This is a genomic window from Halomonas sp. NyZ770, assembly GCF_020616575.1.
Classification (GTDB): Bacteria; Pseudomonadota; Gammaproteobacteria; order Pseudomonadales; family Halomonadaceae; genus Vreelandella; species Vreelandella hamiltonii.
This window is the reverse complement of the sequence record NZ_CP085143.1, coordinates 1,174,541-1,197,728: the sequence shown is the minus strand read 5'-3', so window position 1 is coordinate 1,197,728 and position 23,188 is coordinate 1,174,541. Positions and strand designations below refer to the sequence as shown.

Below are 23,188 nucleotides of genomic sequence, written 5' to 3'. Positions count from 1 at the left end.
GCATATCACTGGTTTTCAGTAGCCGGTGGCGGCTAGCCGTTGGTCACGAAGGCATCGGCGTAACCGAGGCCACGCAGGGTTTGCTGCAGTTGCTGGGCATCACTCATGGAAGCGACCGGCCCCAGCTGAACCCGAAAGTTGCCTGATGATGCATATACTCGCGACTGGCTGGTCAACTGCTCACCCAGCTGTGCGCTGAGCAGCTCGGCACGCTCAGCCACCCCCAGGGAGGCTACCTGAATGTACAGGTTACCCACGCTGGGCGCTGTGCTGACCGTCGGCATCGTCGGTTCGGCCCAGACGCTCTCTTGAACCTCTGCTTGCAGAGCGGGTTCACTCGAGGTGTAAGCCGTTTGCGGCGTGGTGGTATTCATCGGTAACCCGCTGATGCCACGGGTGAAGTCTTCCAGCGTAAACCCGCGTGGCCCTTCGGTACCGCACGCCATCTCGGGATTCTGCGCCATGCCTTCGTAGCCAAGTTCTGCCAGGCTGGGGATGTCGTCACGGGCGACCTCCAGCGTTTGCATCAGTTGGCCCATGGCAGCCAACGTGCGGGCTTGCGCCAGCGTCAGGTCAAACTCAGCATTGGCGTAGGCCCGGCTGGCCTCGAAGAACTCGTTTTCGCTGTCCAGCACATCCAGCAGGGTACGCTGCCCAATGTCGAACTGCTGCTGATAGGCACCCCGAACTCGGTCGATGGACTGACGATGGTCATTCAAATAGCGCAGCTGTTCACCAATGCGCTGGGTATCGTTGTAAGCAATTTGCGTGGTCTGACGCACGTTGGTACAGGCGACTTCGCGCTGGTTGACCGCCTGCTCGATACGTGTAGTGGCCGCATCGAAGGCAGCACTGTCAGAACCACCGCGGTAAAGATTCATGCTCGCGACCAGCTGAATGCTGTGCTCGTCGCGGCGCCCTGAAATGGCGTCGTCCTGATTATTGGTGCCGGTACGCCCCTGGATATCCAGACGCGGCATGAACGCAGCACGCTCTGCGCTCTGCACGGCACGCTGGGCAGCAATGTTCTCGATGGCCGCATGGAATTCAGGGTTACCCAGGAACGCCATCTGGATCGCTTGCCCCACATCGGCAGGCAAATCAGCCGCCAGCGAGGGCGCAGGCGTCATGTTTTGAGGCGGCAGTTGGCCGACCAGGCGCTGATAGCGCGCCGTCACGTCATGAAGGTTGGAGGCTTCGGTCATCAGGTTGGACTCGGCAAGCGCCAGACGACCACTGATTTGCGCCAGGTCTACCCCTCTACCCGCACCCGAAAGAGCGCGCTCTTCGATCTGCGAAAACACGCGGCGGTGTTCACGGTAGTTATCCTGCGCCAAACGCACCATTTCACGGAAACGCATGACATCCAGATACGCTTGGAACGTTTCCAACGCAATATTTTCACTGGCCCCCAGCAGCTCGAAATAGGCAATCAGTCGCGTACGATCCAGACGCTCCACTTCACTACGCGTCGCGAAGCCATCGAAGACCATCTGGGTCAGGGTCAGCTCGGCGAAGTCACTGTTGTAACTGCCCCGGCCATCGTTCTGCTGGTCCCTGCGACCGACCCCCGCCGAGACATCGATGGAAGGCAGATAATTGCCTTGGGCAACACGCACATCGCTGCCTGTCGCGCTGAAATTGGCCCACGCGGCATTGACTTGGGGGTTACTGACGATGCTTTGCTGAATGGTGCTGACCACATCTGTCGAGCCCGGCGCGTACAGCGTGGAAGGCAGGTTTTGAGCCAGTGCAGGCAGCGGCAGGCAACTGAGCGTTGCCACGGCTGCGGGGAGCAAGCCGCGTTGTAGAAAAGTGGGTGTTGTGAGTGTTGTCGCGTTGTTCTTCATGGCCATGGATCCCTTATGAACGTTTCTCGCTGCAGATGAGCAAGTAGCCTTTCCTTTGCAACAACGCGAACACTTTGCATTGTCACCCCCTTGGCTGCTTACCCGCCGACACTGACTCATCTATCGCGTTTTACTTTTGCCGCGCTCAATTGGCTAAGTACTGTCTAGCAAGAACGCCTTAGCAAATTGATATTAGCTTAAATTAATCGCCTGAGCGCCAGTGGCAAGCCATAAAAACAAAAGTCACAAAAATTTACAATAAAGTGCTGAAAAAAACGTTCAGCCCGTCTCGAGAGGCGCTTTTCTGGGCCATTGCTGGAAAGCCAGGCCCATCAATATCAGCAACAGGCCAATCAGCGTCGAGCCCAGCAGCGGCTCGCCTACCACGACATAAAGCAGCATCAGTGATACCGGTGGAGAGAGGAATATCAGCGTAGATACCTTGGCGGTTCGAGAAATTTTATGGATTGCCAACTGCCAAAGCACGAAGGCAATGCCCATCTCGAATAGTCCCACGTAAACCCCGGATGCCAGTGCCACCATGCCATGCCACTGAAAGCCAGGCCCCAAAAGTAACAGAACGGTTAAAACAGGTAACCCGACACTGAAATTTTGCCACTGCCCTACCAATGGCGGACGTACATCCCGCGCATTCAGCAACCAGTACAGTGCCCACAACAACGTTGACGCAAGGGCCAGCGCAACCCCTAACGCATCTTCGAACGCAACGTTCAATACGTGGCCTCGGGTCGCAATCACCCATACGCCCGCATAGGCAATGAGCCCTGCCACAATGTCTCTACGCGTCAACCGATGTCCTAGCAAGGGGACTGCCAAAAACGCCATGGCCAATGCCCAGGTGTAGTTCAAGGCCATGGCCTCTTGTCCCGGCAGGCGGTCGTAGGCTGCAAACAACACCAGATAATATGCTACGGGGTTCATCAGCCCCGCCCACAGGGCCGTACGCCATCCATGCCTGAGCGCCTGGAGCATGTGCCCCTGAACGGCCACCAGCCCCCCCATCAGCAGCCACGACACCAGCGCCGCCAGCCACATCAGCTCTATCGGGCTCATCCAGGAGAGCGCCAGCTTGAAGGCAGTCGCGACCGTTGACCATAGCGCCACGGCCCCCAGCCCATACAGGATGGCTGTTCTGTCCTGACTCATCGGTCTATGTGCCCAAGATCACGCTCGGGGTCGATATGATCACGCACCTGCTGCTTGAGGGTCTTGATGTCTGGAAAGCCGCCGTCACGTTTACGCTCCCAAAGCAGCGTATCATCGCACCAGATTTCAAAGCTGCCGCCATGGGAAGGCACCAACGCCACCTGATCGAGCTGCTCACCAAAGGTAGAAAGTAACTCTTGAGCGTACCAGCCGCTGCGCAGCAGCCATTGGCACTGGGTGCAGTAGCGAATCCGGATCTGCGGCATGACGTACTCCTTATCGGTCGATTCCCAGGCAAGCTAAATTATCGTGTTGCTTACGCTATGATGTTGATCAACCATTCTGTCATCTTATATTAGCAACTGCCAAGGAACCCCCATGGCCCAGCCGGATGTTACACAAACGCGTCTCTATGAGTGGCTGACGGGCGATGATGATAGCCGCATGTGCGCCGATATTCCTGACGGCGCCTGCCAAGAGCAGCCGCGCAATTTTTTTCATCATTTGTGGGCGGCATTGGGCAACAAGCTGGCGGATGAACTTTCCAGCGCGCGGCTGGTGCTGCCCTGGTTGATGGGCATTATTGGTGCGCCGGTCTGGATGGTGGGCATGCTGGTCCCCATCCGCGAGGCTGGTGCGCTGCTACCTCAGCTTTTCGTGGCAGGATTTATCCGCTTGAAACCTCAGCGCAAGTGGGTATGGGTCACCGGAGCGCTGCTTCAAGCCTTGGCCGCACTGTGCCTCGCGCTACTGGCGCTCTGGGGCAGCGGAACAGTGGGCGGATTTCTGGTGCTGGCGGTACTGGTGGTGCTGTCATTGGCGAGGGGGCTTTCGTCGATCGCCACCAAGGACGTATTGGGTAAGACCATTGCCAAGCGCCGGCGAGGGACCCTGATGGGTTGGAGTGGCAGCGTAGCAGGGGCCGCCACGCTGGCGGCGGGCGGTGTGTTGCTGTGGTTCGGTGATCGCCCAGGTAACGTGGCGCTGGCCCTGCTGCTATGTGTCGCGGCGGCGGGATGGTTGCTCAACGCGTTCAGCGCCGCGCGCATCAAGGAAATGCCGGGCGCCGTAGAAGGCGGTCAAAATGCCTGGGACAGCATCAAGCTCGGGGTCACCCTGATGCGCGAGGACCGTACCTTCCTGCACTTCAACCTGGCCAGAGCGCTGCTGCTCTCCAGTGCGCTCGCCCTGCCCTATCTGGCCTTGCTGGGTCAACAGCAGAGCGGCAGTGAGCTGGGCGGGCTAGGCATCATGGTGGTGGTGTCAGGGTTGTCAGCAATGATTGCCAGCCCCATCTGGGGTAAACGTGCGGACCACTCCAGCCGCCGCGTCATGCGTGATGCTGCCATCGGTACCGCACTGTGTTGCTGCCTAGGCGCGGGCATTGCCTGGCTACCGGGCGAGTGGACCCGCAGCGTACTGCCCTACGCCTGCGTTTATGCCCTGCTGATGATCATTCACCATGGGGTTCGCCTGGGCCGCAAAACCTACCTGGTCGATATAGCCAGTCAGGACAACCGAGCACTCTATGTGGCGCTGTCCAACACTTTCACAGGAGTGCTCATGCTGGCAGTGGGTGGCCTGATTGGCGGGCTGGCACAGTGGCTTGGCAGCAGCCTTCTGCTGCTGGTGCTGGCGGTCACTGCATTGGGTGCCATGGTAAGCGCTCAGCGCCTTCCAGAAGCAGAGTGATCTTCAAGGATTGCAAACCCGTGCAACGCTCGCCATGATGGGCGGGAATCACGGCGTAACGTGGTTTTTTTGCTATCCTAGCTGTAATCAGTGGTAAGTGGCATCGCCTACCCTGCCTATAACGAGCCTCGCGCTGACGAACAGCGACACGGCTAGAATGACGAGAAGCAACAGGAATCCATTGATGAAACGATCTCCCTTGATCAGCCCGGAGTTACTCGAACGCATTGTTGATGCTTCTGAAGATGGCATTGTCGTTGCAGAGCAGGAAGGTGACGAAAACATTCTGATTTACGTCAACAAGGGCTTCGAGCGTCTGACCGGCTACAGTGCAGACGAAATCCTTTATCGAGATTGTCGTTTCCTGCAGAACGAAGACCGCGACCAGGATGCCCTCGCGTCGATTCGTGATGCCCTGCAGGATGGCCGCCCCTCTCGCGAAGTGCTGCGCAACTATCGCAAGGACGGCACGATGTTCTGGAACGAGCTATCGATTACGCCCGTTTACGATGAGGCCGACAACCTGATGTACTTCATCGGCGTGCAGAAAGATGTCACCGAACGGGTCGAAGCCCAACTGGCCCTGGCGGCGTTGAAAAAGCAGCAGGAGCTGGCCGAATAGCGTCTATTGCCATTCCGCATTTGACAGCGATTGGTCACCTTGCTCGGCAGCTCGCAATTTTTAACGGCGGTCAATGCAAGTTGTACTTGAACTTCGCCTCAACTGACGTTATATAGCGCCTAGGCGCTTGTTTAGCGTTAGGTGCTTCCATTTGTCATGGCTCCTGGACAGCAAAAGGAGCCATGGTTGAAGGAAGCCGTTGTGATGCCGGTGCGCCGGCTTGGGTTGGAGGGCATACCATGAGCCGTGACCCCTTGAATCGCGAGACTTACACCAACGACGGGCTGGACGCTGACGACTTCGACAACCTTGACGCGGTCAACGACGACCAGTATGCCAAGAGCAAGCCCAGCAAAGCCGATACCCTGCGCGCTCGGCGCCAGGTAGAGGCCTGGTTAGAAGAACGACGCCTGCAACGCGCCATCGAAGATGACTGGGACGAAGAAGAGTAGCGCCTTACGGGCAGATGCTCTGTCGTTCGAACAAGGGGCAATCATTGGATTGCCCCTTTTCATTTAATTCAGCGCGTAATGGATTCAGGATAGCCTGGGTAGCCACCCAAACCTGCTTGTGGGAGGCCAATTCATTGGGCGACGGCCTGGGCAGGCACCGGTGCCTGAATCGTCGCGATCTAAAGCTCCCTCCCACAACAACCCCCTCCCGCAGCAGTGAGTGCCTCCAGGCCAGCCTGTGGGAGGCCAATTTCATTGGGCGACTGTCTGGGCAGGCACTGGTACCTGAATCGTCGCGAGCTAAAGCCCCCTCCCACAACAGCAAAGTGGCTGGGGTGGGGTCTGTGGATTCAGGATAGCCTGAGTAGCCACCCCAACCTGCCTGTGGGAGGCCAATTCATTGGGCGATTGCCTGGGCAGGCACCGGTGCCTGAATCGTCGCGAGCTAAAGCTCCCTCCCACAACAACCCCCTCCCGCAGCAGTGAGTGCCTCCAGGCCAGCCTGTGGGAGGCCAATTTCATTGGGCGACTGTCTGGGCAGGCACTGGTACCTGAATCGTCGCGAGCTAAAGCCCCCTCCCACAACAGCAAAGTGGCTGGGGTGGGGTCTGTGGATTCAGGATAGCCTGAGTAGCCACCCCAACCTGCCTGTGGGAGGCCAATTCATTGGGCGATTGCCTGGGCAGGCACCGGTGCCTGAATCGTCGCGAGCTAAAGCTCCCTCCCACAACAACCCCCTCCCGCAGCAGTGAGTGCCTCCAGGCCAGCCTGTGGGAGGCCAATTTCATTGGGCGACTGTCTGGGCAGGCACTGGTACCTGAATCGTCGCGAGCTAAAGCTCCCTCCCACAGCAGTGAGCGCCTCCAGGCCAGCCTGTGGGAGGCCAATTGATTCACGCCCGTCTGCATAGAATTTTTCATTTCCACACGTTTTTTCGTTTCATACTGCTCACCTGACTCAGTACCGTGCGGCTGGCCTTTAGCCGCGCTGGGCACTATCATCTGTACACCAAGCCAGCACCGCTGGCCCCGCTTTTACCACAACCTAACGGATTTCCATGGCGCAATACGTATTCACCATGAATCGGGTTGGCAAAGTCGTGCCGCCCAAGAAGCAAATTCTCAAGGATATCTCGCTATCGTTTTTCCCGGGGGCCAAGATTGGCGTACTGGGCTTGAACGGCGCCGGTAAATCCACGCTGCTGCGCATCATGGCCGGTGTCGATAAAGAGTTTGAAGGTGAAGCTCGTCCGATGCCCGGCATCAACGTGGGCTACTTGCCCCAAGAGCCGCAGTTGGACGACGAGAAAAACGTCCGGGATACCGTCGAGGAAGCGCTGGGTGCCCTCAAGGAAGCTCAGCAGAAACTGGATGCCGTGTACGCCGCGTACGCAGAACCGGATGCAGACTTCGATGCCCTCGCCAGCGAACAGGCGCGGCTCGAAAACATCATCGAAGCCGCCGACGCCCATAACATCGAGCGTAAGCTGGAAGTGGCCGCCGAAGCGCTGCGTCTGCCGCCCTGGGACGCCAAGGTAGGTAACCTTTCCGGAGGTGAGCGCCGCCGTGTTGCCCTCTGTCGCCTGCTGCTGTCCAGCCCGGACATGCTGCTGCTGGACGAGCCTACCAACCACCTGGATGCGGAATCGGTGGCCTGGCTGGAGCGCTTCCTGCACGACTACAACGGCACCGTCGTGGCCATCACTCACGACCGTTACTTCCTGGACAACGTGGCGGGCTGGATTCTCGAGCTGGACCGCGGCCAGGGTATCCCCTTCGAGGGCAACTACTCGCAGTGGCTGGAGCAGAAAGAGCAGCGCCTGACCCAGGAAGCCAAGCAGGAAGCCTCGCGCCAGAAGGCCATCAAGCAGGAGCTGGAGTGGGTACGCAGCAACGCCAAAGGCCGTCAGGCCAAAAGCAAGGCACGTCTCAATCGCTTTGAAGAGATGCAGTCCGGCGACTACCAGAAGCGCAACGAAACCAACGAAATCTACATTCCGCCTGGCCCGCGCCTGGGTGACAAGGTCATCGAATTCCACAACGTCACCAAGCGTTTCGATGACAAGCTGCTCTACCAGGACCTCTCCTTCACCATTCCCCAAGGTGCCATTGTCGGCATCGTCGGCGGTAACGGCGCGGGTAAATCGACGCTGTTCAAGCTGGTCACCGGCAAGGAGCAGCCGGATGCGGGCGACGTGGTAATCGGTGAAACCGTGGATATCGCCTACGTCGAGCAGTTGCGCGATGCGCTGGATGACAAGCAGACGGTCTGGGAAGCGGTGTCCGACGGCCAGGACATTCTCAACATCAACGGCTATGAAGTCTCTTCGCGTGCCTACGTGGGTCGCTTCAACTTCAAGGGCAACGACCAGCAGAAGCGCCTGGATGAGCTATCGGGCGGTGAGCGCGGGCGCCTGCAGCTGGCGCAAACCCTCAAGCAGGGTGCCAACGTATTGCTGCTGGACGAACCATCCAACGACCTGGACATCGAGACGCTGCGCGCCCTGGAAGAAGCGCTGCTGGCCTTCCCCGGCTGCGCCATGGTGATCTCCCACGACCGTTGGTTCCTGGATCGTATCGCCACGCACATCCTGGCCTTCGAGGGCGACTCGGAAGTGGTGTTCTTCGACGGCAATTACACGGAATACGAAGAAGATCACAAGAAACGAGTCGGCAACGACACGCCGAAGCGCATGAAGTACAAGCGCATCGACGCCTGACCGCAGGCGCCTTTCGCCCGCTAAAGCGACCTCCCACCAGTGCCTTTCAGGGCGGGTGTGGGAGGGAGCTTCAGCTCGCGATGGCTGACTTTGCCAGGGCGCATGACGGCGCCCTTAGCCCGCCAAAGCGAGCCTCCCGCGTTAGACTTAGCCTGCAGGCCAAGTGAACTGACGCCCGCCCATCAGGTGCATATGGATGTGGTAGACCGTCTGCCCGCCCATTTCGTTACAGTTCATGACCACCCGATAGCCGTCCTCGGCAAACCCCTGCTGTTTGGCCAACTGGGCAGCGGTATATTGCAAACGGCCGATCACCGGCAGGTCGTCAGGCGCAATGTCATTGAGCGTGGCAATGTGCTTTTTAGGGATGATGAGCTGATGCGTAGGCGCCTGAGGGCTAATATCGTTAAAGGCAAGCACATGCTCGTCTTCGAAGACGATATCCGCAGGAATCTCGCGGTTGATGATTTTACAAAACAGGCACTCCATCGCAGCCTCCTTGGTGTGGCGCGTTATTGTCAAAAGAGCTGGCTAAACGCGCCTATCGGAAACGGCGCTGAGCCAGCAGATGGCGAACCAACGGGGCGAGGATCAACTCCATCGCCAACGACATGCGTGCACCGGGCACCACCAGCGTGTGGGGCCGCGTCATGAACGCATCCTTGATCATGGCCAGCAGCCAGGGGAAATCCACGGTCGAGGGGTCGCGAAAGCGAATCACCACGAAAGACTCGGCATCGGTCGGGATATCCTGCACCTCGAAGGGGTTGGAGGTGTCGACGGTAGGCACGCGCTGAAAGTTGATATGGGTACGCGAAAACTGCGGCTGGATATAGCGCACGTAATCGTCCATGCGCCCCAAAATGGTGTCGATGACCGCTTCCTGTGAGTAGCCACGCAGCTTGGTGTCACGATCGATCTTCTGAATCCACTCCAGGTTCATGGTCGGCGCAACGCCCACCAGCAAATCCACGTGCCGGGCAATGTCGTACTCCTGAGTCACCAACCCGCCGTGCAGCCCTTCATAAAACAGCAGGTCGGTGCCACAGGGCAGTGCCTGCCATTCGGTAAAGGTGCCCACTCGGTAACCGGCTTCGATCTTCTGCTTGTCCTCTGCATGGATGTAGTGCCGATAGGTGCCAGTGCCATGTTCACCGTACTCGACGAACAGGCTTTCCAGACGATCCAGCAAGTTGGCCTCGACGGCAAAGTGAGAAAGCTCATCCTTGCGCTCGGGCTCTTCGCGGAAGATGCGCTTGAGGTCATCGCGGGTATAGCGATGGAAGGCATCGCCATCCACCATGGCCGCGTGGACGTCTTCTCTCAGGAACATGCGCTCGAAGCTGCGGCGCACCGTCGTGGTGCCAGCCCCGGAGGAGCCGGTGACGGCAATGATGGGGTACTCTCGGGACATCAGCTCCCCCTTGCCTCGGCGAGTGTCTGCTTCACCGCGTCAGGAATGGGCACCGGCTTGCCAGCCCCCAGATCCAGCAGCAGCTTGTTGATTCGGGCCGTGGCGACCACGGTCTCGCTGCCTTCCTTCAAGACACGCTGATAGACGGTCAATGCCTTGCCCTGAGGTTCAGGCACCGCCGTCTCGATAACCAGCACCTCCGGGAAGCGCGCTTCCTGCTGATACTGTATCGCCAGGTCCACCACGACGCTGGGATAGCCACCCATGTCCCACTCGGGTAAGTGCAGGCTACCCAGTGCTTGTGCCCTGGCTTCATGCAGCAGCGACACCAGGGCATCATGCCCCAGGTGGCGGCCGTAGTTCATGTCGGTCACCCGCACCGAGAGGGTATGGCGGTGGATCACCGCGTCTGCGGGAAATTCGATAGCAACGCGTTCCATGACGGCTCTCCTGCTTGGGTGACGAAAGGGGTCGTTAGTGATTCACTTCCCGGGCAATGGCGCGGAAGGCGATGTCACGGCGGAACTCGGCACCTTCCCACTGGATGGCCTTGACCCCCTGATAGGCCTGCTGCTGAGCAGCCGATACGCTGTCGCCCAGCGCCGTGACACACAGCACGCGCCCACCGGCCGTGGCGATCTCGCCTTCATCGGTCAGGGCAGTGCCGGCGTGGAACACCTTGCACTGAGCCTGCTCGGCATCGGTCAGACCGTGAATCACATCGCCTTTGCGATAGCTGCCGGGATAACCGCCCGCCGCCATGACCACGCCCACCGCCGCACGGCTGTCCCATTCACACTGCTTGCCTGCCAGCTCGCCTTTGGCACCTGCCAGACAAAGCTCCGCCAGATCCGACACCAGACGCATCATGATGGGCTGGGTTTCCGGGTCACCAAAGCGGCAGTTGTATTCGATCACTTTGGGTTGGCCCGCAGCGTCGATCATCAAACCGGCATACAGGAAGCCCGTGTACGCATTGCCCTCTTCGGCCATGCCTCGTACGGTAGGCAGGATCACCTGCTCCATGATGCGGGCATCCACCTCGGGCGTGACCACAGGCGCCGGTGAGTAAGCCCCCATGCCGCCGGTATTGGGGCCGGTATCACCATCGAAGGCACGCTTGTGATCCTGGCTGGTGGCCATGGGGACGACATGTTCACCGTCGACCATGACAATGAAGCTGGCTTCTTCGCCGTCCAGAAACTCTTCGATGACGACCCGGGCACCGGCATCGCCAAAGGCGTTGGCTTCCAGCATATCGCGAATGGCGGCTTCGGCTTCGGCTTCGCTCATGGCCACGATCACGCCCTTGCCGGCGGCCAGACCATCGGCCTTGATGACGATGGGCGCGCCCATGCGGGCCAGGTAGTCAAGCGCTGGCTCGACCGCCGTGAAGGTCTGGTAGTCGGCGGTGGGAATGGCGTGGCGGGCCAGGAAGTCCTTGGTGAAGGACTTGGAGCCTTCCAACTGAGCAGCCCCCTGGGTAGGGCCAAAGATGGTCAGGCCCGCTGCCTGAAATTGATCGACCACCCCTTCCACCAGCGGCGCTTCCGGGCCAACGACCGTCAGGGCGATCTGCTCTTGCTGAGCAAACGCCACCAGTGCCGGCAGGTCGGTTGCGGCTATGGCCACATTGCTCAGCTTGGGCTCCGTGGCCGTGCCTGCATTACCAGGCGCTACGAACACCTGCTCGACCTGGGGGGATTGGGCAAGCTTCCAGGCAAGGGCATGTTCACGGCCACCGCCACCGATCATCAAAACTTTCATGGGTATCCTTCTCAAAACAGGAGAGCATCGATGGGCGCATTATGCCATAACGCAGCCGCTAGCGGGGCGCCAAGCGCTGTCTGAAACCCAGCGCTGTTGTGAAGCTAAGGCTTGCCATCCGTTGGGTCGTCGTCTTCCTTGGTGGAAGGCTGGTTGAGCGTGTTCTGCCAAAAGCGCATGTTCTCCTCGGCCAGTTCACGCATGAACTCCATGGGCGTATGCCGCATGGCCTGCTGCCACTGGCTCTGGAGGCGCTTCTGCTGCTCCAGCATCAGCTGGGTGCCCTGTTCCAGATAGCGCGCCAGAGGCAGCGGTGACGACATGTCATACACGCGAATCAACTGGGCCAGCAGGTCGTTGGAGAACACTTCCGCTTCACTATCGGCCTGCTCCTGTTCGATAATGATCGACAGTAGAATCGTGCGCGTGAGGTCTTCGCCACTTTTGGCATCTTCGACACGAAAAGGCTCTTCGTCGATGATCAGACGGCGCAAATCTTCCAGCGTCACGTAGCGGCTTTGTTGTGTGTCGTACAACCTGCGGTTGGCATATTTACGAATGACGCGCACAGCGTATCTCCTTAAACGCGATAAAGGCTTTTGTCGCCATGGCTGCTATTGTGCCTGCAACACACGCCCATGCAAGCCAGCTTAACGGATTAGTGCCGCGATGCGCGGCCTGCCCACGACTAATAGACGACCATCATGAATCTGATTTTGCTCGACCCCAGTGAGGTGAACGGCCAACGAGCCCACCTGACCGACACCCGCCGCCTGACGCATCTGCGCGACGTACATCGCGCCCAGCCGGGGGACCAACTGAGCGTGGGCGTTCAGGGAGGCAACATGGGCAAGGCCGAGCTGGTCGAGCTGAGCGACAGCGTTGCCACCTTCCACCTGGGCCCGCTGGAAACGCCTCCACCGCCCCCGCTACCGGTGCATCTGGTGCTGGCCTTGCCGCGCCCGCGCATGCTGGCCCGCACGCTGGAACATGTCACTGCGCTAGGCGTGAAACAGATTACCCTACTGCACACCCAGCGGGTGGAGAAAAGCTACTGGCAATCGCCGGAGCTACGCCCGGAAAAGGTGCACCAGCATCTCCTGCTCGGGTTGGAGCAGGCACGCGACACGCAGCTCCCGCAGGTCACGCTGTGCAAGGGCTTTCGCCCTTTTCTGGAAGATCACCTGAACGGCGTACTACACGAGCGACGGGGGCTCGTCGCTCACCCCGGCATGCCCGACGCCTGCCCACGCGGCATCGACGAGCCCTGTGCACTTTTCGTGGGGCCAGAGGGTGGTTTTATCGAATGGGAAGTCGATCAACTGCTGGCAGCAGGATGCGAGGGCATGCACCTGGGCCCGCGCATCCTGAGAGTAGAAACCGCCGTGACGGCGCTGCTGGCACGGCTGTTCTGACTCACCCTATTGATCAGGTTTGATCGTCTTCGGGGTCGTGGGGAACGTACTCGGCATTCTCCCCACACTCCGGTGTCTGCAGGAACGTTCTGCGCACATCCAGCAATCCAAGGTGGCTGATCGTGCGACGCCCCAGCAGCAGCGGGTAAATCATTTCTTCACGGTCGCGCAGGCTGAACTGCTCTTCATAGATGGTATCGCCCATGCACACATCCATCAGCACCACGGGGCGTTCATCGCGCCCACCAGCGCCGCGCACGGTTTGCTCACGATAAAGCGGACGTTCGATTTCGTCGCTGAAGGTCTCACCGCTGGCCTGATCCTCCAGCTTTAAGCGAAAGCGCACCCAGTCTTCGCCATCCTTCTCGAAAATCTCGATGTCACGGGCGTCCAACGACGAGGTCAGCGCACCGCTGTCCAACTTGGCCTTGACGCCAATGCCCCAAGGCTCGATGAACGCATTCTCCACCCAGCCGAACACCTTGTCCTCAGCCTGTACGCTGGCACTCGCCATCAGCACACTCGCCAGAGCCGTCATGCCCATGGCCTTTCGCAGTCTATTCACCATCGCAACGCATCCTTGATAGTTGGATTAAAGGGGTAGTGGAATTATGGCAGTCGCTCGAGCAGCGATTGAGTGGCAAAGCCATCTGGCACCAGCCCTTGATCACGCTGGAAGGCTCGCACACCTGCCTGGGTATTGGGTCCCATGATGCCATCGGCGGTGCCCACCGAATAACCGGCGTTGTTCAACCGCTGTTGCAGCGTTCTGACATCGTCGCGCGTCAAAGGTGCCTCATGGGTGGGCCAGGACTGAGTTATGCCCTGACGCCCGGCAATAGCATCGGCCAATGTCGCCACCGCCAACGCATAGCTGGTCGCATTGTTGTAGCGCAAAATGGCACGGAAGTTGGGGCCTACGATGAATGCTGGGCCACTGGCGCCTGCTGGCACGATGACGGCAGCGCTATCGAAAGCAGGCAAATCGCCATTCACTGCTCGTACGCCCTGCGCGGCCCACTGGGCCGAGCTCAAACGCTCGGTTTGCGAGTAGTCGAATGTATCAGGCAGCACCACTTCGGCTCCCCAGGGCTGGCCTGCTTGCCAACCGGCGCGGGCCAGGTAGTTGGCCGTCGAGGCCATGACATCGGGAATACTGCCCCAGATGTCACGCCGTCCATCGTTGTCGCCGTCCACCGCATAGGCTTCGAAGCTGCTGGGGATGAACTGAGTATGCCCCATGGCCCCGGCCCAGGAGCCGCGCATCTCATCGGCGGCGATATCTCCCTGATCGATGATACGCAGCGCAGCCAGAAGCTCTCCGCGGGCAAAATCACGGCGACGGCCGTCGTAGGCCAGGGTGGCGAGTGACTCCAGCGTCGAAAAGTCACCAAAGTTGCTGCCGTAATTACTCTCGACACCCCAGATGGCAACGATGATTTCGGCAGGCACCCCATAGCGCTGCTGCATCTGTTGAGCAGTATCGCGATGCTGGGCATACTTTTCACGACCATTGGCAATGCGCGTACTGGACACTGCGCTATCGAGGTATTGCCAGATGGGCCTGACGAACTCAGGCTGATAACGATCCAGCTCGATCACGCGCTCGCGATAACGCACACCGTCCAGCGCTTTGGCCAGAGTAGCTTCACTGATCCCTTGATTGGCGGCGTAACGGCGGAAATCACTCAGCCACTGGTTGAAGCTGGCATATTGAACCTGCTCGGCGGCCCTCGCATCGACTTCGGTCATCAGTTGAGGGCTGGCTTGGGCAGATTGCCCCCCCAAAGCCAGCATCGTTGCCAGTATCAAGGCTGGCTTGAAGGTGGGCGCGAAAGCGGGTGATGCTTTGGATTTCAATAACATGTCATCGTCTCATGGCTGTCCTTGGCGTGGCTGTGATAATGGCTCAGAAACGGATCTGATGCCAGCCTCAGGCCATGAGCCGCCACAGCACCACCAGGTGGGCAGCCCCCACGATACCGGTCAGCACACAGCGTAACCCTGTGTACCAGCGAGGAAATCCTTCACGGCCATCGCGGCTGACATCGTAAAGACCAATGAGCACAAAGCCTGCCAACAGCACCCATAGCCCCGTCACCACATCGAACATCAGCGCAGGCCAGGCAATCAGGCTAGGCACCATGGCCAGCAGCAGGCGCCTACCGTTACCCAGCCGCGAGACCTGCAGCGCACTGCCCCAATGAACGCCACCCAGAAACGACAGAATCACCGCACTGTAGTAAGTAAACCCGTAAATCGCCGTGACCTGCCAGGCGGTAGGCGCCCACCATGCTGCGCCACTCGCCGCAATGAACGGGATCAGCCCGGCCAGACCCAAGCCCCATGCCAATCGACATTCGTTCATGACGCGTCCTGCTTCCTTACTCATCGGTCTCCTCGAACTCTTCGGCAGAAATCAGCCAGCGGTGCCATTCACTGGGCAGCACACAAGGCGCATCGAATCTGGAAGGCGCGACTCGCCAGGGCTGGTGCCGTTCGAGGCCAAAGGGCAAGGACTCGAGGGCGGGCAGCCAGTATGCGACATAGAGACCTTTGGGGTCGTAATGCCCCGCCTGCTTCAGCACATTGAAATAGCGGTCTTGCCGAGGGTCTCGCCCTACTCCGGCAATGTAGCGCCAATTACCCCAATTACTGGCCACGTCGTAATCGATCAGGCAATGCTCGAACCAGCCAGCGCCCAAGCGCCAATCAACGCCCAGGTCCTTGACCAGAAAACTGGCCACGTTCTGCCGTGCGCGGTTGGATATCCATCCGGTCCCTTTGAGCTCGACCATCGCCGCATCGATGAACGGGACCCCTGTCTTGCCATCACGCCAGCGATTGAACGCCTCGCTGGGTACGGGGAGTTGCTCGCGACCAAATAACGTGGCCCCTTCCAATTGCGCGGCACGATGGAAATAGTCACGCCACAACAGCTCGAACACGATCCAGTAGCTGGACTCGCAGCTACCGTTGATGGCTTCCCAGGCCTTGACCTCACGATGTATTTGCCGAGCAGAGAGGCAGCCTCTGGCCAGCCAAGGCGAAAACCGCGTCGAAAAATTGGCGCCCAGCAAGCCATTGCGGGTCTTCTTGTAAGACTCAGCGCCGTTCTGCCGCCACAGATAGTGCTGCAGCCGGTCTCGGGCGGCAGATTCACCGCCTACGAATACAAAGCCTTGGCGCTTGTCTGGCTGCCAGGCCGCGCTCTGCTGACACACATCCTTGAGCGGCGGGAAGCCACGGGGGGCGTCGTCTGGCCACCCAGGCAGCGTCACTGGCATGCTCAGCGGCTCGGGGATCTCGCAATGCTTTTCCACATGGCGACGAAACGCCGAAAAGCTGGCGGGCAAATCTTCCAGCGTAAACGGCAGCGCCGAGGCGTCAATCAGATAACCGCTATCGGAACGCACCAGTGAACAATACTCGGGCAGCGACTCGGCCACTTGATCGATGTGGGCACGCTCTTCGCAGCCTGAGTGCTCGGCAACCAACACTTGTCGAGCATTGAGACGCGTGGCCATGGCCACCACCTCTTCGGCAGGGTGACCGATACGTACCAGCAGATCGCTGCCCAATTGCAGCAGCTCGCCTCGCAGCTCCATCAGGCTTTGCCACAAGAAACGCAGGCGCGCCGGGCCAAGGCGGCAAGTCTCTTCGCCTGATATGTTGGAGCGCAACCATGCGCGGTCCAGTACATAAAGGCAAACCAGTTGATCAGGGGCGGATGTGAAATGTAACAAGGGGTTGTCCGCTACACGGAGATTATCCTGTAGCCAGACAATATCAGTCGTGCTGTTCATGCTCGTGCCTCCTCGGCGTGCTGTGCTGTCTGGCTTCGCGTCGGCAACGTTCGCTGCAAAAACGCACTTCCTCCCAACAGCGCGCCCATTTTTTCCGCCAAGTAAATGGGCGCTGGCATTGAACGCAGTCTTTTTCCGGTAGGTCTTGTTTTCGTCTCATCTGTCCATCTCGCTACGCGTCAATCACCGCGCCACGCTTTCATACATGGACACTATATCTTATACAGTACATATATTGTATATAATTTGGCGAGCATAGTGTGCCGCTACACGCATTGCGTAAAAGACAGCCCTCCGTTGGCACAGCCATAAAAAAAGCCACCCGAAGGTGGCCTTTAGCTAACTCGTTGATTAGCTGTCAATCAGGGTCTGTTGGTCGAGGTTGACGTTTGGCGTTTTCCTCGGTTTCCAGCCCACTCTTCAATTCATGGGTGAGCGGATCATAATTGGGCCTGAGCTCGTCCTTCACCGTACCGCTCCATAGACGGGAGCCCACGAAGTAACCCGCCCTGCCAATCACGTGAGCGGCAATGGGCGCTGTGATCAAAATAAAGACGATGATCGCGAACGCACGTGCGACCACCCCTACTTCGGCAAAGTGCATGGCCGCCGCCAGCATGATCAAGATAACGCCCAGCGCGGCGGCCTTGGTAGTGGCATGCATGCGGGTCAACAAGTCGGGCAGGCGCAGCAAACCGATGGAAGCCAGCAGCATGAAGCTGGCGCCAGTCAACACCAGCGTTCCTTTGACAAAATCAATCATCACGCGGTCCCCCACGTTCCAGAAAGCGAGCGAATCCTATGGCGGCCAAGAAGCCCATCAGCGCGATGACGATGGCGGCATCCAGAAAGCTCGATACACCTGACTGAATGGCGTACACCCCCACCAGCCCCACTACCGTGGTGGAAAACAGCTCCAGCGCCACCACTCGGTCCGGCAAGCTGGGGCCTCGCACCACGCGCACAAAGGTCAATATCAGGGCGCAGCCCATCAAGACCTGGCTAATCAAAATCACGGTATCCATCAGCGAAATAACTCCAGGGCTCGGTGCTCCATCTCTTTGAGGCTGCGTCTCAGCTCATCTTCATCGTCCAGGAACATGGCATGGATATAGAGCACTCGGCGATCATCGGAGACGTCCAGACTCAAGGTACCCGGCGTCAGCGAAATCAGGTTGGCCACCATGGTGATCTCCATTTCCGTGCGTGCCGCCAGCGGCAGTGCAATGACGCCTGGCTGCATGTGCCAGGGTGGCGTCAGGATGTCGAACGCGACACGTAGATTGGCCTGCACCAGCTCTTTCATGAAGAAACCGATGAAGCCGATGATGCGCGGCACTCGTAAAGGGTATCCCTTCAGCGCCTCGACCTGAGGCTCGATCAATACCAGCGCAATATAACCAAACACCATGCCTACCAGCAGGTTCAAGCCCGAGAAATCACCGCTCAGCAGTACCCAGGCCAGGCCGAGTAACAAGTTCCAAATTGCACCGGTCATGGAGCTTCCTCCTGAACTTCACTCGCCTGATCTACGCCCGCATCTGCCGCTTCCAGCAGTGCATCGATGACATTCGCTGACTCGCCGAGCACGGCTTCAATGTAGCCTGCCGGGTTCATCAATTGATCGCCAATCTGATTCATGACCTGCATGATGGGCTCGGCGAAAACACCCACCAGCAGCGACATCATGGCCAATACGATCACCGGCAGATACATCATCCACAGGCTCGGTTTGAGCATACGGCCATCATCGCCTGTGGGCGTTTGGGTTGCAGGCACCTTGTTCTCTTCCGGCAAGGCTTTCCAGAACACTTCGTTCCAGATCTTGACCATGGAGTAGAGGGTCATCAAGCCCACGGCCAAAGCAATCCCGGTGGCTACATAGGCGCCCGCTTCCAGACCTGCTCGCACCAGTACGAACTTGGCGAAGAAACCGGACAGCGGCGGTATGCCTGCCAACGAGAAAGCCGAAATGAAGAACGCGACGGCAAGCCAGGGGCGCTCGCGATAAAGCCCGCCCATCTTCTTGAGCTGATAGGTACCCTGCAAGCGGTGCGTGATACCACTGATCAGGAACAGGTTCGTTTTCACGATGATGTTGTGCATGATCGCAAACACGCCACCGGCGATGGCCAGCGGGGTATAGAGCGCCAGACCAAGAATCATGTAGCCAATCTGGCTGACGATGTGAAACGAGAGAATACGGCGGAATTCATACTGCGCCGCCGCCCCCAGCACGCCGGTCACCATGGTCAAGACTGCCCCCCACAACATGATGTCCTGGAGATAGCCCATAGTCTGATCGAAGATCAGCGTGAAAACGCGGAACAGCGAGTACACCCCGACCTTCGTCAGCAGCCCGGCAAACAGCGCCGATACCGCCACGGGCGGCGTGTGATAGGACGCGGGCAGCCAGAAAAACAGCGGAAACGCGGCCGCCTTGATACCAAAGGCCACCATGAACATCACGGCCAGCACTTCCACCATGCCACTGTGTTCGGCTTCGTCCATGCGCAGGGCGATATCGGCCATGTTCAGCGAACCGACCGTGCCATACAGCAGACCGACGGCGGTCAGAAAGATCACCGATGCCAACAGGTTCAGCGTCACATACTTGATGGCTCCTTCCATCTGGGCACGCTCGCCACCCAGAATCAGCAGCGCGAACGATGCCACCAGCATCACCTCGAACCACACGTAGAGGTTGAACATGTCGCCGGTCAGGAAGGCTCCGGCCACACCGGCCAGCAGCAGGTGCATCAGCGGGTAGTAGCCGAATTTTTCATGACCACGCCCGGTGGTGGCCAATGAGTAAATACCCATGGCCAGACCGATGATGCCGGTCAGCAGGATCATCACGGCACTGAGCATGTCCGCCACCAGCGTAATGCCGAATGGCGCGGGCCAGTTGCCCATCTGCATGGTGATATAGCCGTCGTTCAGTACCGCGACAAACAGCCAGAGACTGACCGCCAGCAGCGCAACGTTACCGGCAACGGCCACAAAACGCTGCATGGGCCGCGACCGCCAGAACAGCAGCGATATTGCCCCCGAAAGCAGAGGCAACAAAACGGGAAGTGCGACTTCAGGCCTCACGTGTCGGTATCCTTCATCTTGTCCAAATCATCCGCCTTGACGATTTCATAGGCGCGGCGAATCAGTACGACGGCAAACGCCAGCACGCCAAACGCGATGACGATGGCGGTCAGCACCACTGCCTGGGGCAGCGGGTCAGCCACGGGCCCCAATGGCTGCAGCATGCCCTCGGGAATCAGAGGGGGTGCGCCACGGGTCATGCCTGCGGTGGTAAAAATCAACAAGTTGGCGCCGTTGGAAAGCAGCAGCAAACCGATCACCAGCTTGACGATCGAACGTCGCAGCATCATGAATACGGCAGTGGCGTACAGCAAACCAATCGCCAGGGCCATTAACGGTTCCATGGGGAGCCTCCTGTGTTATCCGGGGTATGCAGCTCAAGGCTCATCCTTGTCCACCTCCATCAACGCCATGACCATGCCCATGACGGAACCCAACACCGCCAGATAGACGCCCACGTCGAAGATCAGCGGCGTAGAGGCCTTGAACTCGATACCGGGAATCGTCCACCACTGTGCGGTCAAGAAGGGCTCACCCATGAACCAGGCGGGCACCACCGAGATCATGCCCAACAGCAGCCCCGCCCCGACCAGGTCGCGGGGGTCGACCATGCGCAGCACTTCTCGGGTGGCGCTGGCACCAAAGGCGAACAGGTAAAGCGCAAACGCCCCCGCCGCCACCAGCCCGGCGATGAAGCCTCCGCCGGGCTCGTCATGGCCACGCAGCAACAGAAAAATAGAGAACATCAGTTGCAGCGGCATCAAAAAGCGTGCCGCCGTATTGAGAATGATCGTACCTGACTTAACCATCGTAGGGCTCCTTGACGCTGCTCTTCTCCGCCTCTACTGATTTGCCCTGGGGGCCATCGTGACGCAGTTTCAACATGGCAATGACACCAATGGCGGCCAGCGCCAGCACGAACATTTCGCCCAGCGTATCCAGGGCACGGTAGTCCACCAGAATCACGTTGACGATGTTGCGCCCATGAGCCAGCGGTGCGCTGTTCTCGACCATGTACGTGGAAATGGTTTCGAACTGGTCGATGCTCCATGCCGTCATGATCAACAGGAAGATCATGACCCCCATGGCAGCTGCCACGGCACCGTCACGCACGCGCTCGAGGCTGGTCGAGAGGTTGGAGTAACGCGGCAAGCGAAACAGCACCAGCACCAGCAGAATGACCGTCATGGTCTCTACCAGCAGCTGGGTGATGCCGAGATCGGGGGCACTGAACAGAATGAAGATCAGCGCAATCGAGAAGCCCATGATGCCAACCGACACCACGGCTCCCAGGCGCGAGCGCGAGATGGTGGCAAAAATTGCCCCCATGGCCATGGTACCGACCACGATGATTTCATGAAAACGTACGTCCAGCGTCAGCGCCAGCTGGGGCGAGTGGCGCAGCAGAATCGAATTACCGACCAGGCCGATCAACACCACCAGCATCACCAGAATGTAATTACGCATGTAGCCATTCTGCAGAATATGGGTCTGCCACTCGGAGAAGCGTACGACGCCATTCATGAAGCCTTCATAGCCTGCTTCCGGCCCATAGCGCATGACCGGTGCCAATCGCGCCAAATGGCTGCGCACCTCGTCCCAACGCTTGAACAGCAAAAAGCCCAGCGCCATGCTCACCAGCGACATGATCAGCGCCACGTTGATACCGTGCCACAGCGACAGGGTAACCGTCAGCGCATCGCCCACTACCGAAGTGGCCGCAGCGGTCAGCAGTGCATCCACCCCCAGCAGCGCGGGCGCCAGCCCCAGCAGTAGCGAGCCGCAGGCCAGCAGTGCAGGCCCCAACAGCATGCTAAACGGCGCTTCATGGGCGACCTTGGGAGTGGCATGCTGCGCGCCAAAGAAAGGGCGCAGCGCAATGATGGCCGCCACGGCAATGGTCAGAATGGCCGAGAAGAACGCAAACAGCACCAGCATCAGACGCACGCTGTCGGCGCCCAAGGCAGCCTCCAGCATCAGCTCCTTGCCAATGAAACCGAACAGCGGTGGAACCCCGGCCAACGACAGCGCCGCCACGAAGGCAATCGTCGCCGTCACGGGCATGGCTCTCCGCAAGCCCCCCATGGCCGTGACATCCTTGGTACCCGTTTCATGGTCCAGAATACCCGCCACCATGAAGAGCGCGCCTTTGTACATGGAGTGCGCCAGCAGGAAGGTGACGAACGCCGTCATGGCATAGTCGGAGCCAATGCCCAGCAGCATGGTCAAGGTGCCCAGCGCCATGATCGTCGAGTAGGCCAGCAGCTTCTTGATATTGGTGTGGTGGATCGCCAGGAAGGCGCCCGTCAGCATGGTGGTCGCACCCACCACCGAGAGAATGCCCACCCACATGCCGGTACCGCCCAGTTCGGGCTGCAGGCGCGCCAGCAGGTAGATACCCGCCTTGACCATGGTGGCCGAGTGCAGGTAAGCCGAGACCGGCGTTGGCGCCGCCATGGCATTCGGCAGCCAGAAATGAAACGGGAACTGCGCCGACTTGGTGAACGCCCCGAGCAGCAGGCAGATCAACATGGGCGTATAGAGCGCATGCTCGCGCAGGTTGTCGTCGGACTGCAGAATCTCGCTCAGCGACCAGCTGCCGCTGGCCACACCCAGCAGGACCAGTCCCGCCATCAGCGCAAGGCCACCGGAAACGGTCACGAACAAGCCCTGGCGAGCCGACTTTCTGGCCTCGATATCGTTATGGTTGAAGCCGATCAACAGATACGAGGTGATACTGGTCAGTTCCCAGAACACGAACAGGGTCAACAGGCCATCGGCCATGACCAGCCCCATCATGGAGGCCATGAAGGCCACCAGCGCCAGATGGAAGCGGGCAATATCCGGATGGCCTTTCAAGTACCCGCCAGCATAGATCAGTACGCAAGTACCGATGACGGAAATCAGCAGGCCAAACAGCAGCGACAGGCCATCCAGCAAAAAGCTCAGGCTGATCCCCAGCGAGGGCACCCACGCCCACTCCAGCAGCTGCGGCCCTTCAGTCAGCACCACCGGCGCTTGGCCAATCAGCCACGCGGCCATCAGCGCTGGAAACAGCGCAAGCACCAAACTGGTTCGTTCCCTACACCAGAGGTTGAGCAGCGGTGACGACGCTGCCAGCACGAAGCCTATTAAAACGGCAAATTGCATCCGGCGTTCTCTCCCTAAAATAAGCGCAAACTATTCCC

At 59.2% G+C, this 23,188-nt stretch carries 25 protein-coding genes; 5 read left to right on the top strand and 20 right to left on the bottom strand.

Translation table 11 applies throughout. From position 1 onward, the window contains the following. Window positions 1-32: 32 nt before the first annotated feature. The 3 genes from LG409_RS05685 to LG409_RS05675 all read right to left on the bottom strand — a co-directional run bounded on the left by LG409_RS05685 (window position 33) and on the right by LG409_RS05675 (window position 3,283). Entirely contained in the window at window positions 33-1,850 is a 1,818-nt protein-coding gene (locus tag LG409_RS05685; RefSeq protein WP_227407788.1) for a TolC family outer membrane protein, read from the bottom strand. A gap of 279 nt (window positions 1,851-2,129) precedes the next feature. After that, complete coding sequence (locus LG409_RS05680; RefSeq protein ID WP_227407787.1) at window positions 2,130-3,017, bottom strand: DMT family transporter; 888 nt, start codon at window positions 3,015-3,017, stop codon at window positions 2,130-2,132. Then, on the bottom strand, window positions 3,014-3,283 hold the full coding sequence (locus LG409_RS05675) for a SelT/SelW/SelH family protein (protein WP_039182071.1): 270 nt from the start codon (window positions 3,281-3,283) through the stop codon (window positions 3,014-3,016). The genes LG409_RS05680 and LG409_RS05675 overlap by 4 nt, the downstream gene beginning before the upstream one ends. A gap of 112 nt (window positions 3,284-3,395) precedes the next feature. Between LG409_RS05675 and LG409_RS05670 the strand changes: the two genes are divergently transcribed. The 4 genes from LG409_RS05670 (at window position 3,396) to ettA (ending at window position 8,502) form a co-directional block, all read left to right on the top strand. Beyond that, window positions 3,396-4,709 carry an MFS transporter gene (locus LG409_RS05670; protein WP_227407786.1) on the top strand — a complete coding sequence of 438 codons (1,314 nt, stop codon included), beginning with the start codon at window positions 3,396-3,398 and terminating at the stop codon, window positions 4,707-4,709. Between the two features lie 184 nt (window positions 4,710-4,893). After that, a complete protein-coding gene (locus LG409_RS05665; RefSeq protein ID WP_039182065.1) occupies window positions 4,894-5,331 on the top strand; it encodes a PAS domain S-box protein in 438 nt (145 codons plus the stop codon). A 239-nt stretch (window positions 5,332-5,570) separates the two neighbouring features. Continuing rightward, window positions 5,571-5,783 (top strand): PA3496 family putative envelope integrity protein, encoded by a 213-nt coding sequence (locus tag LG409_RS05660; RefSeq protein WP_039182061.1) that lies wholly within the window; start codon window positions 5,571-5,573, stop codon window positions 5,781-5,783. A gap of 1,057 nt (window positions 5,784-6,840) precedes the next feature. Continuing rightward, the gene (ettA, locus tag LG409_RS05655) at window positions 6,841-8,502 is read left to right on the top strand and encodes an energy-dependent translational throttle protein EttA (protein WP_016916580.1); all 1,662 of its coding nucleotides are present in this window, start codon (window positions 6,841-6,843) and stop codon (window positions 8,500-8,502) included. A 147-nt stretch (window positions 8,503-8,649) separates the two neighbouring features. Here the strand turns inward: ettA and LG409_RS05650 are convergent, their stop codons facing one another. From LG409_RS05650 to phaR, 5 genes are all read right to left on the bottom strand, one after another. Then, window positions 8,650-8,991, bottom strand: a complete 342-nt coding sequence (locus LG409_RS05650; RefSeq protein ID WP_039182057.1) for a histidine triad nucleotide-binding protein — start codon at window positions 8,989-8,991, stop codon at window positions 8,650-8,652. Window positions 8,992-9,043: 52 nt separating this feature from the next. Next, window positions 9,044-9,916 (bottom strand): phosphoribulokinase, encoded by an 873-nt coding sequence (locus tag LG409_RS05645; RefSeq protein ID WP_039182055.1) that lies wholly within the window; start codon window positions 9,914-9,916, stop codon window positions 9,044-9,046. Continuing rightward, window positions 9,916-10,356: an acyl-CoA thioesterase gene (locus tag LG409_RS05640; protein WP_016916577.1), complete on the bottom strand. Its 441-nt coding sequence runs from the start codon at window positions 10,354-10,356 to the stop codon at window positions 9,916-9,918. The genes LG409_RS05645 and LG409_RS05640 overlap by 1 nt, the downstream gene beginning before the upstream one ends. Window positions 10,357-10,390: 34 nt before the next feature. Continuing rightward, window positions 10,391-11,683: a phosphoribosylamine--glycine ligase gene (purD, locus tag LG409_RS05635; RefSeq protein WP_039182052.1), complete on the bottom strand. Its 1,293-nt coding sequence runs from the start codon at window positions 11,681-11,683 to the stop codon at window positions 10,391-10,393. Between the two features lie 104 nt (window positions 11,684-11,787). Continuing rightward, complete coding sequence (gene phaR, locus LG409_RS05630) at window positions 11,788-12,252, bottom strand: polyhydroxyalkanoate synthesis repressor PhaR (RefSeq protein ID WP_016916575.1); 465 nt, start codon at window positions 12,250-12,252, stop codon at window positions 11,788-11,790. A 135-nt stretch (window positions 12,253-12,387) separates the two neighbouring features. On the opposite strand from phaR, the gene LG409_RS05625 reads away from it, so the two are divergent. Further along, the gene (locus LG409_RS05625; protein ID WP_096921223.1) at window positions 12,388-13,098 is read left to right on the top strand and encodes a 16S rRNA (uracil(1498)-N(3))-methyltransferase; all 711 of its coding nucleotides are present in this window, start codon (window positions 12,388-12,390) and stop codon (window positions 13,096-13,098) included. Between the two features lie 13 nt (window positions 13,099-13,111). On the opposite strand, the gene rloA3 is transcribed toward LG409_RS05625, so the two are convergent. The 12 genes from rloA3 to LG409_RS05565 form a co-directional block, all read right to left on the bottom strand. After that, window positions 13,112-13,642 (bottom strand): retropepsin-like aspartic peptidase RloA3, encoded by a 531-nt coding sequence (rloA3, locus tag LG409_RS05620; RefSeq protein WP_016916573.1) that lies wholly within the window; start codon window positions 13,640-13,642, stop codon window positions 13,112-13,114. A gap of 65 nt (window positions 13,643-13,707) precedes the next feature. Beyond that, the gene (locus tag LG409_RS05615) at window positions 13,708-14,964 is read right to left on the bottom strand and encodes a lytic murein transglycosylase (RefSeq protein ID WP_039182046.1); all 1,257 of its coding nucleotides are present in this window, start codon (window positions 14,962-14,964) and stop codon (window positions 13,708-13,710) included. Window positions 14,965-15,031: 67 nt separating this feature from the next. Continuing rightward, the gene (locus LG409_RS05610; RefSeq protein WP_227407785.1) at window positions 15,032-15,490 is read right to left on the bottom strand and encodes a DUF3429 domain-containing protein; all 459 of its coding nucleotides are present in this window, start codon (window positions 15,488-15,490) and stop codon (window positions 15,032-15,034) included. Further along, window positions 15,483-16,904 carry a DASH family cryptochrome gene (locus LG409_RS05605; protein ID WP_144980139.1) on the bottom strand — a complete coding sequence of 474 codons (1,422 nt, stop codon included), beginning with the start codon at window positions 16,902-16,904 and terminating at the stop codon, window positions 15,483-15,485. The genes LG409_RS05610 and LG409_RS05605 overlap by 8 nt, the downstream gene beginning before the upstream one ends. Beyond that, window positions 16,888-17,064: a DUF2256 domain-containing protein gene (locus LG409_RS05600; RefSeq protein WP_081135361.1), complete on the bottom strand. Its 177-nt coding sequence runs from the start codon at window positions 17,062-17,064 to the stop codon at window positions 16,888-16,890. The genes LG409_RS05605 and LG409_RS05600 overlap by 17 nt, the downstream gene beginning before the upstream one ends. Before the next feature lie 198 nt (window positions 17,065-17,262). Next, window positions 17,263-17,667 carry a monovalent cation/H(+) antiporter subunit G gene (mnhG, locus tag LG409_RS05595; RefSeq protein ID WP_039182037.1) on the bottom strand — a complete coding sequence of 135 codons (405 nt, stop codon included), beginning with the start codon at window positions 17,665-17,667 and terminating at the stop codon, window positions 17,263-17,265. Beyond that, window positions 17,660-17,929 (bottom strand): monovalent cation/H+ antiporter complex subunit F, encoded by a 270-nt coding sequence (locus LG409_RS05590; protein WP_039182034.1) that lies wholly within the window; start codon window positions 17,927-17,929, stop codon window positions 17,660-17,662. The genes mnhG and LG409_RS05590 overlap by 8 nt, the downstream gene beginning before the upstream one ends. Beyond that, complete coding sequence (locus LG409_RS05585) at window positions 17,929-18,402, bottom strand: Na+/H+ antiporter subunit E (RefSeq protein ID WP_039182030.1); 474 nt, start codon at window positions 18,400-18,402, stop codon at window positions 17,929-17,931. Before LG409_RS05585 ends, LG409_RS05590 begins: the two co-directional genes overlap by 1 nt. Continuing rightward, entirely contained in the window at window positions 18,399-20,000 is a 1,602-nt protein-coding gene (locus LG409_RS05580; protein ID WP_039182026.1) for a Na+/H+ antiporter subunit D, read from the bottom strand. The genes LG409_RS05585 and LG409_RS05580 overlap by 4 nt, the downstream gene beginning before the upstream one ends. After that, window positions 19,997-20,344 carry a Na+/H+ antiporter subunit C gene (locus LG409_RS05575; RefSeq protein WP_039182023.1) on the bottom strand — a complete coding sequence of 116 codons (348 nt, stop codon included), beginning with the start codon at window positions 20,342-20,344 and terminating at the stop codon, window positions 19,997-19,999. The genes LG409_RS05580 and LG409_RS05575 overlap by 4 nt, the downstream gene beginning before the upstream one ends. A gap of 33 nt (window positions 20,345-20,377) precedes the next feature. After that, on the bottom strand, window positions 20,378-20,809 hold the full coding sequence (locus LG409_RS05570; protein ID WP_016916564.1) for a Na+/H+ antiporter subunit B: 432 nt from the start codon (window positions 20,807-20,809) through the stop codon (window positions 20,378-20,380). Then, entirely contained in the window at window positions 20,802-23,150 is a 2,349-nt protein-coding gene (locus tag LG409_RS05565) for a putative monovalent cation/H+ antiporter subunit A (RefSeq protein WP_096921227.1), read from the bottom strand. Before LG409_RS05565 ends, LG409_RS05570 begins: the two co-directional genes overlap by 8 nt. Window positions 23,151-23,188: the final 38 nt, after the last annotated feature.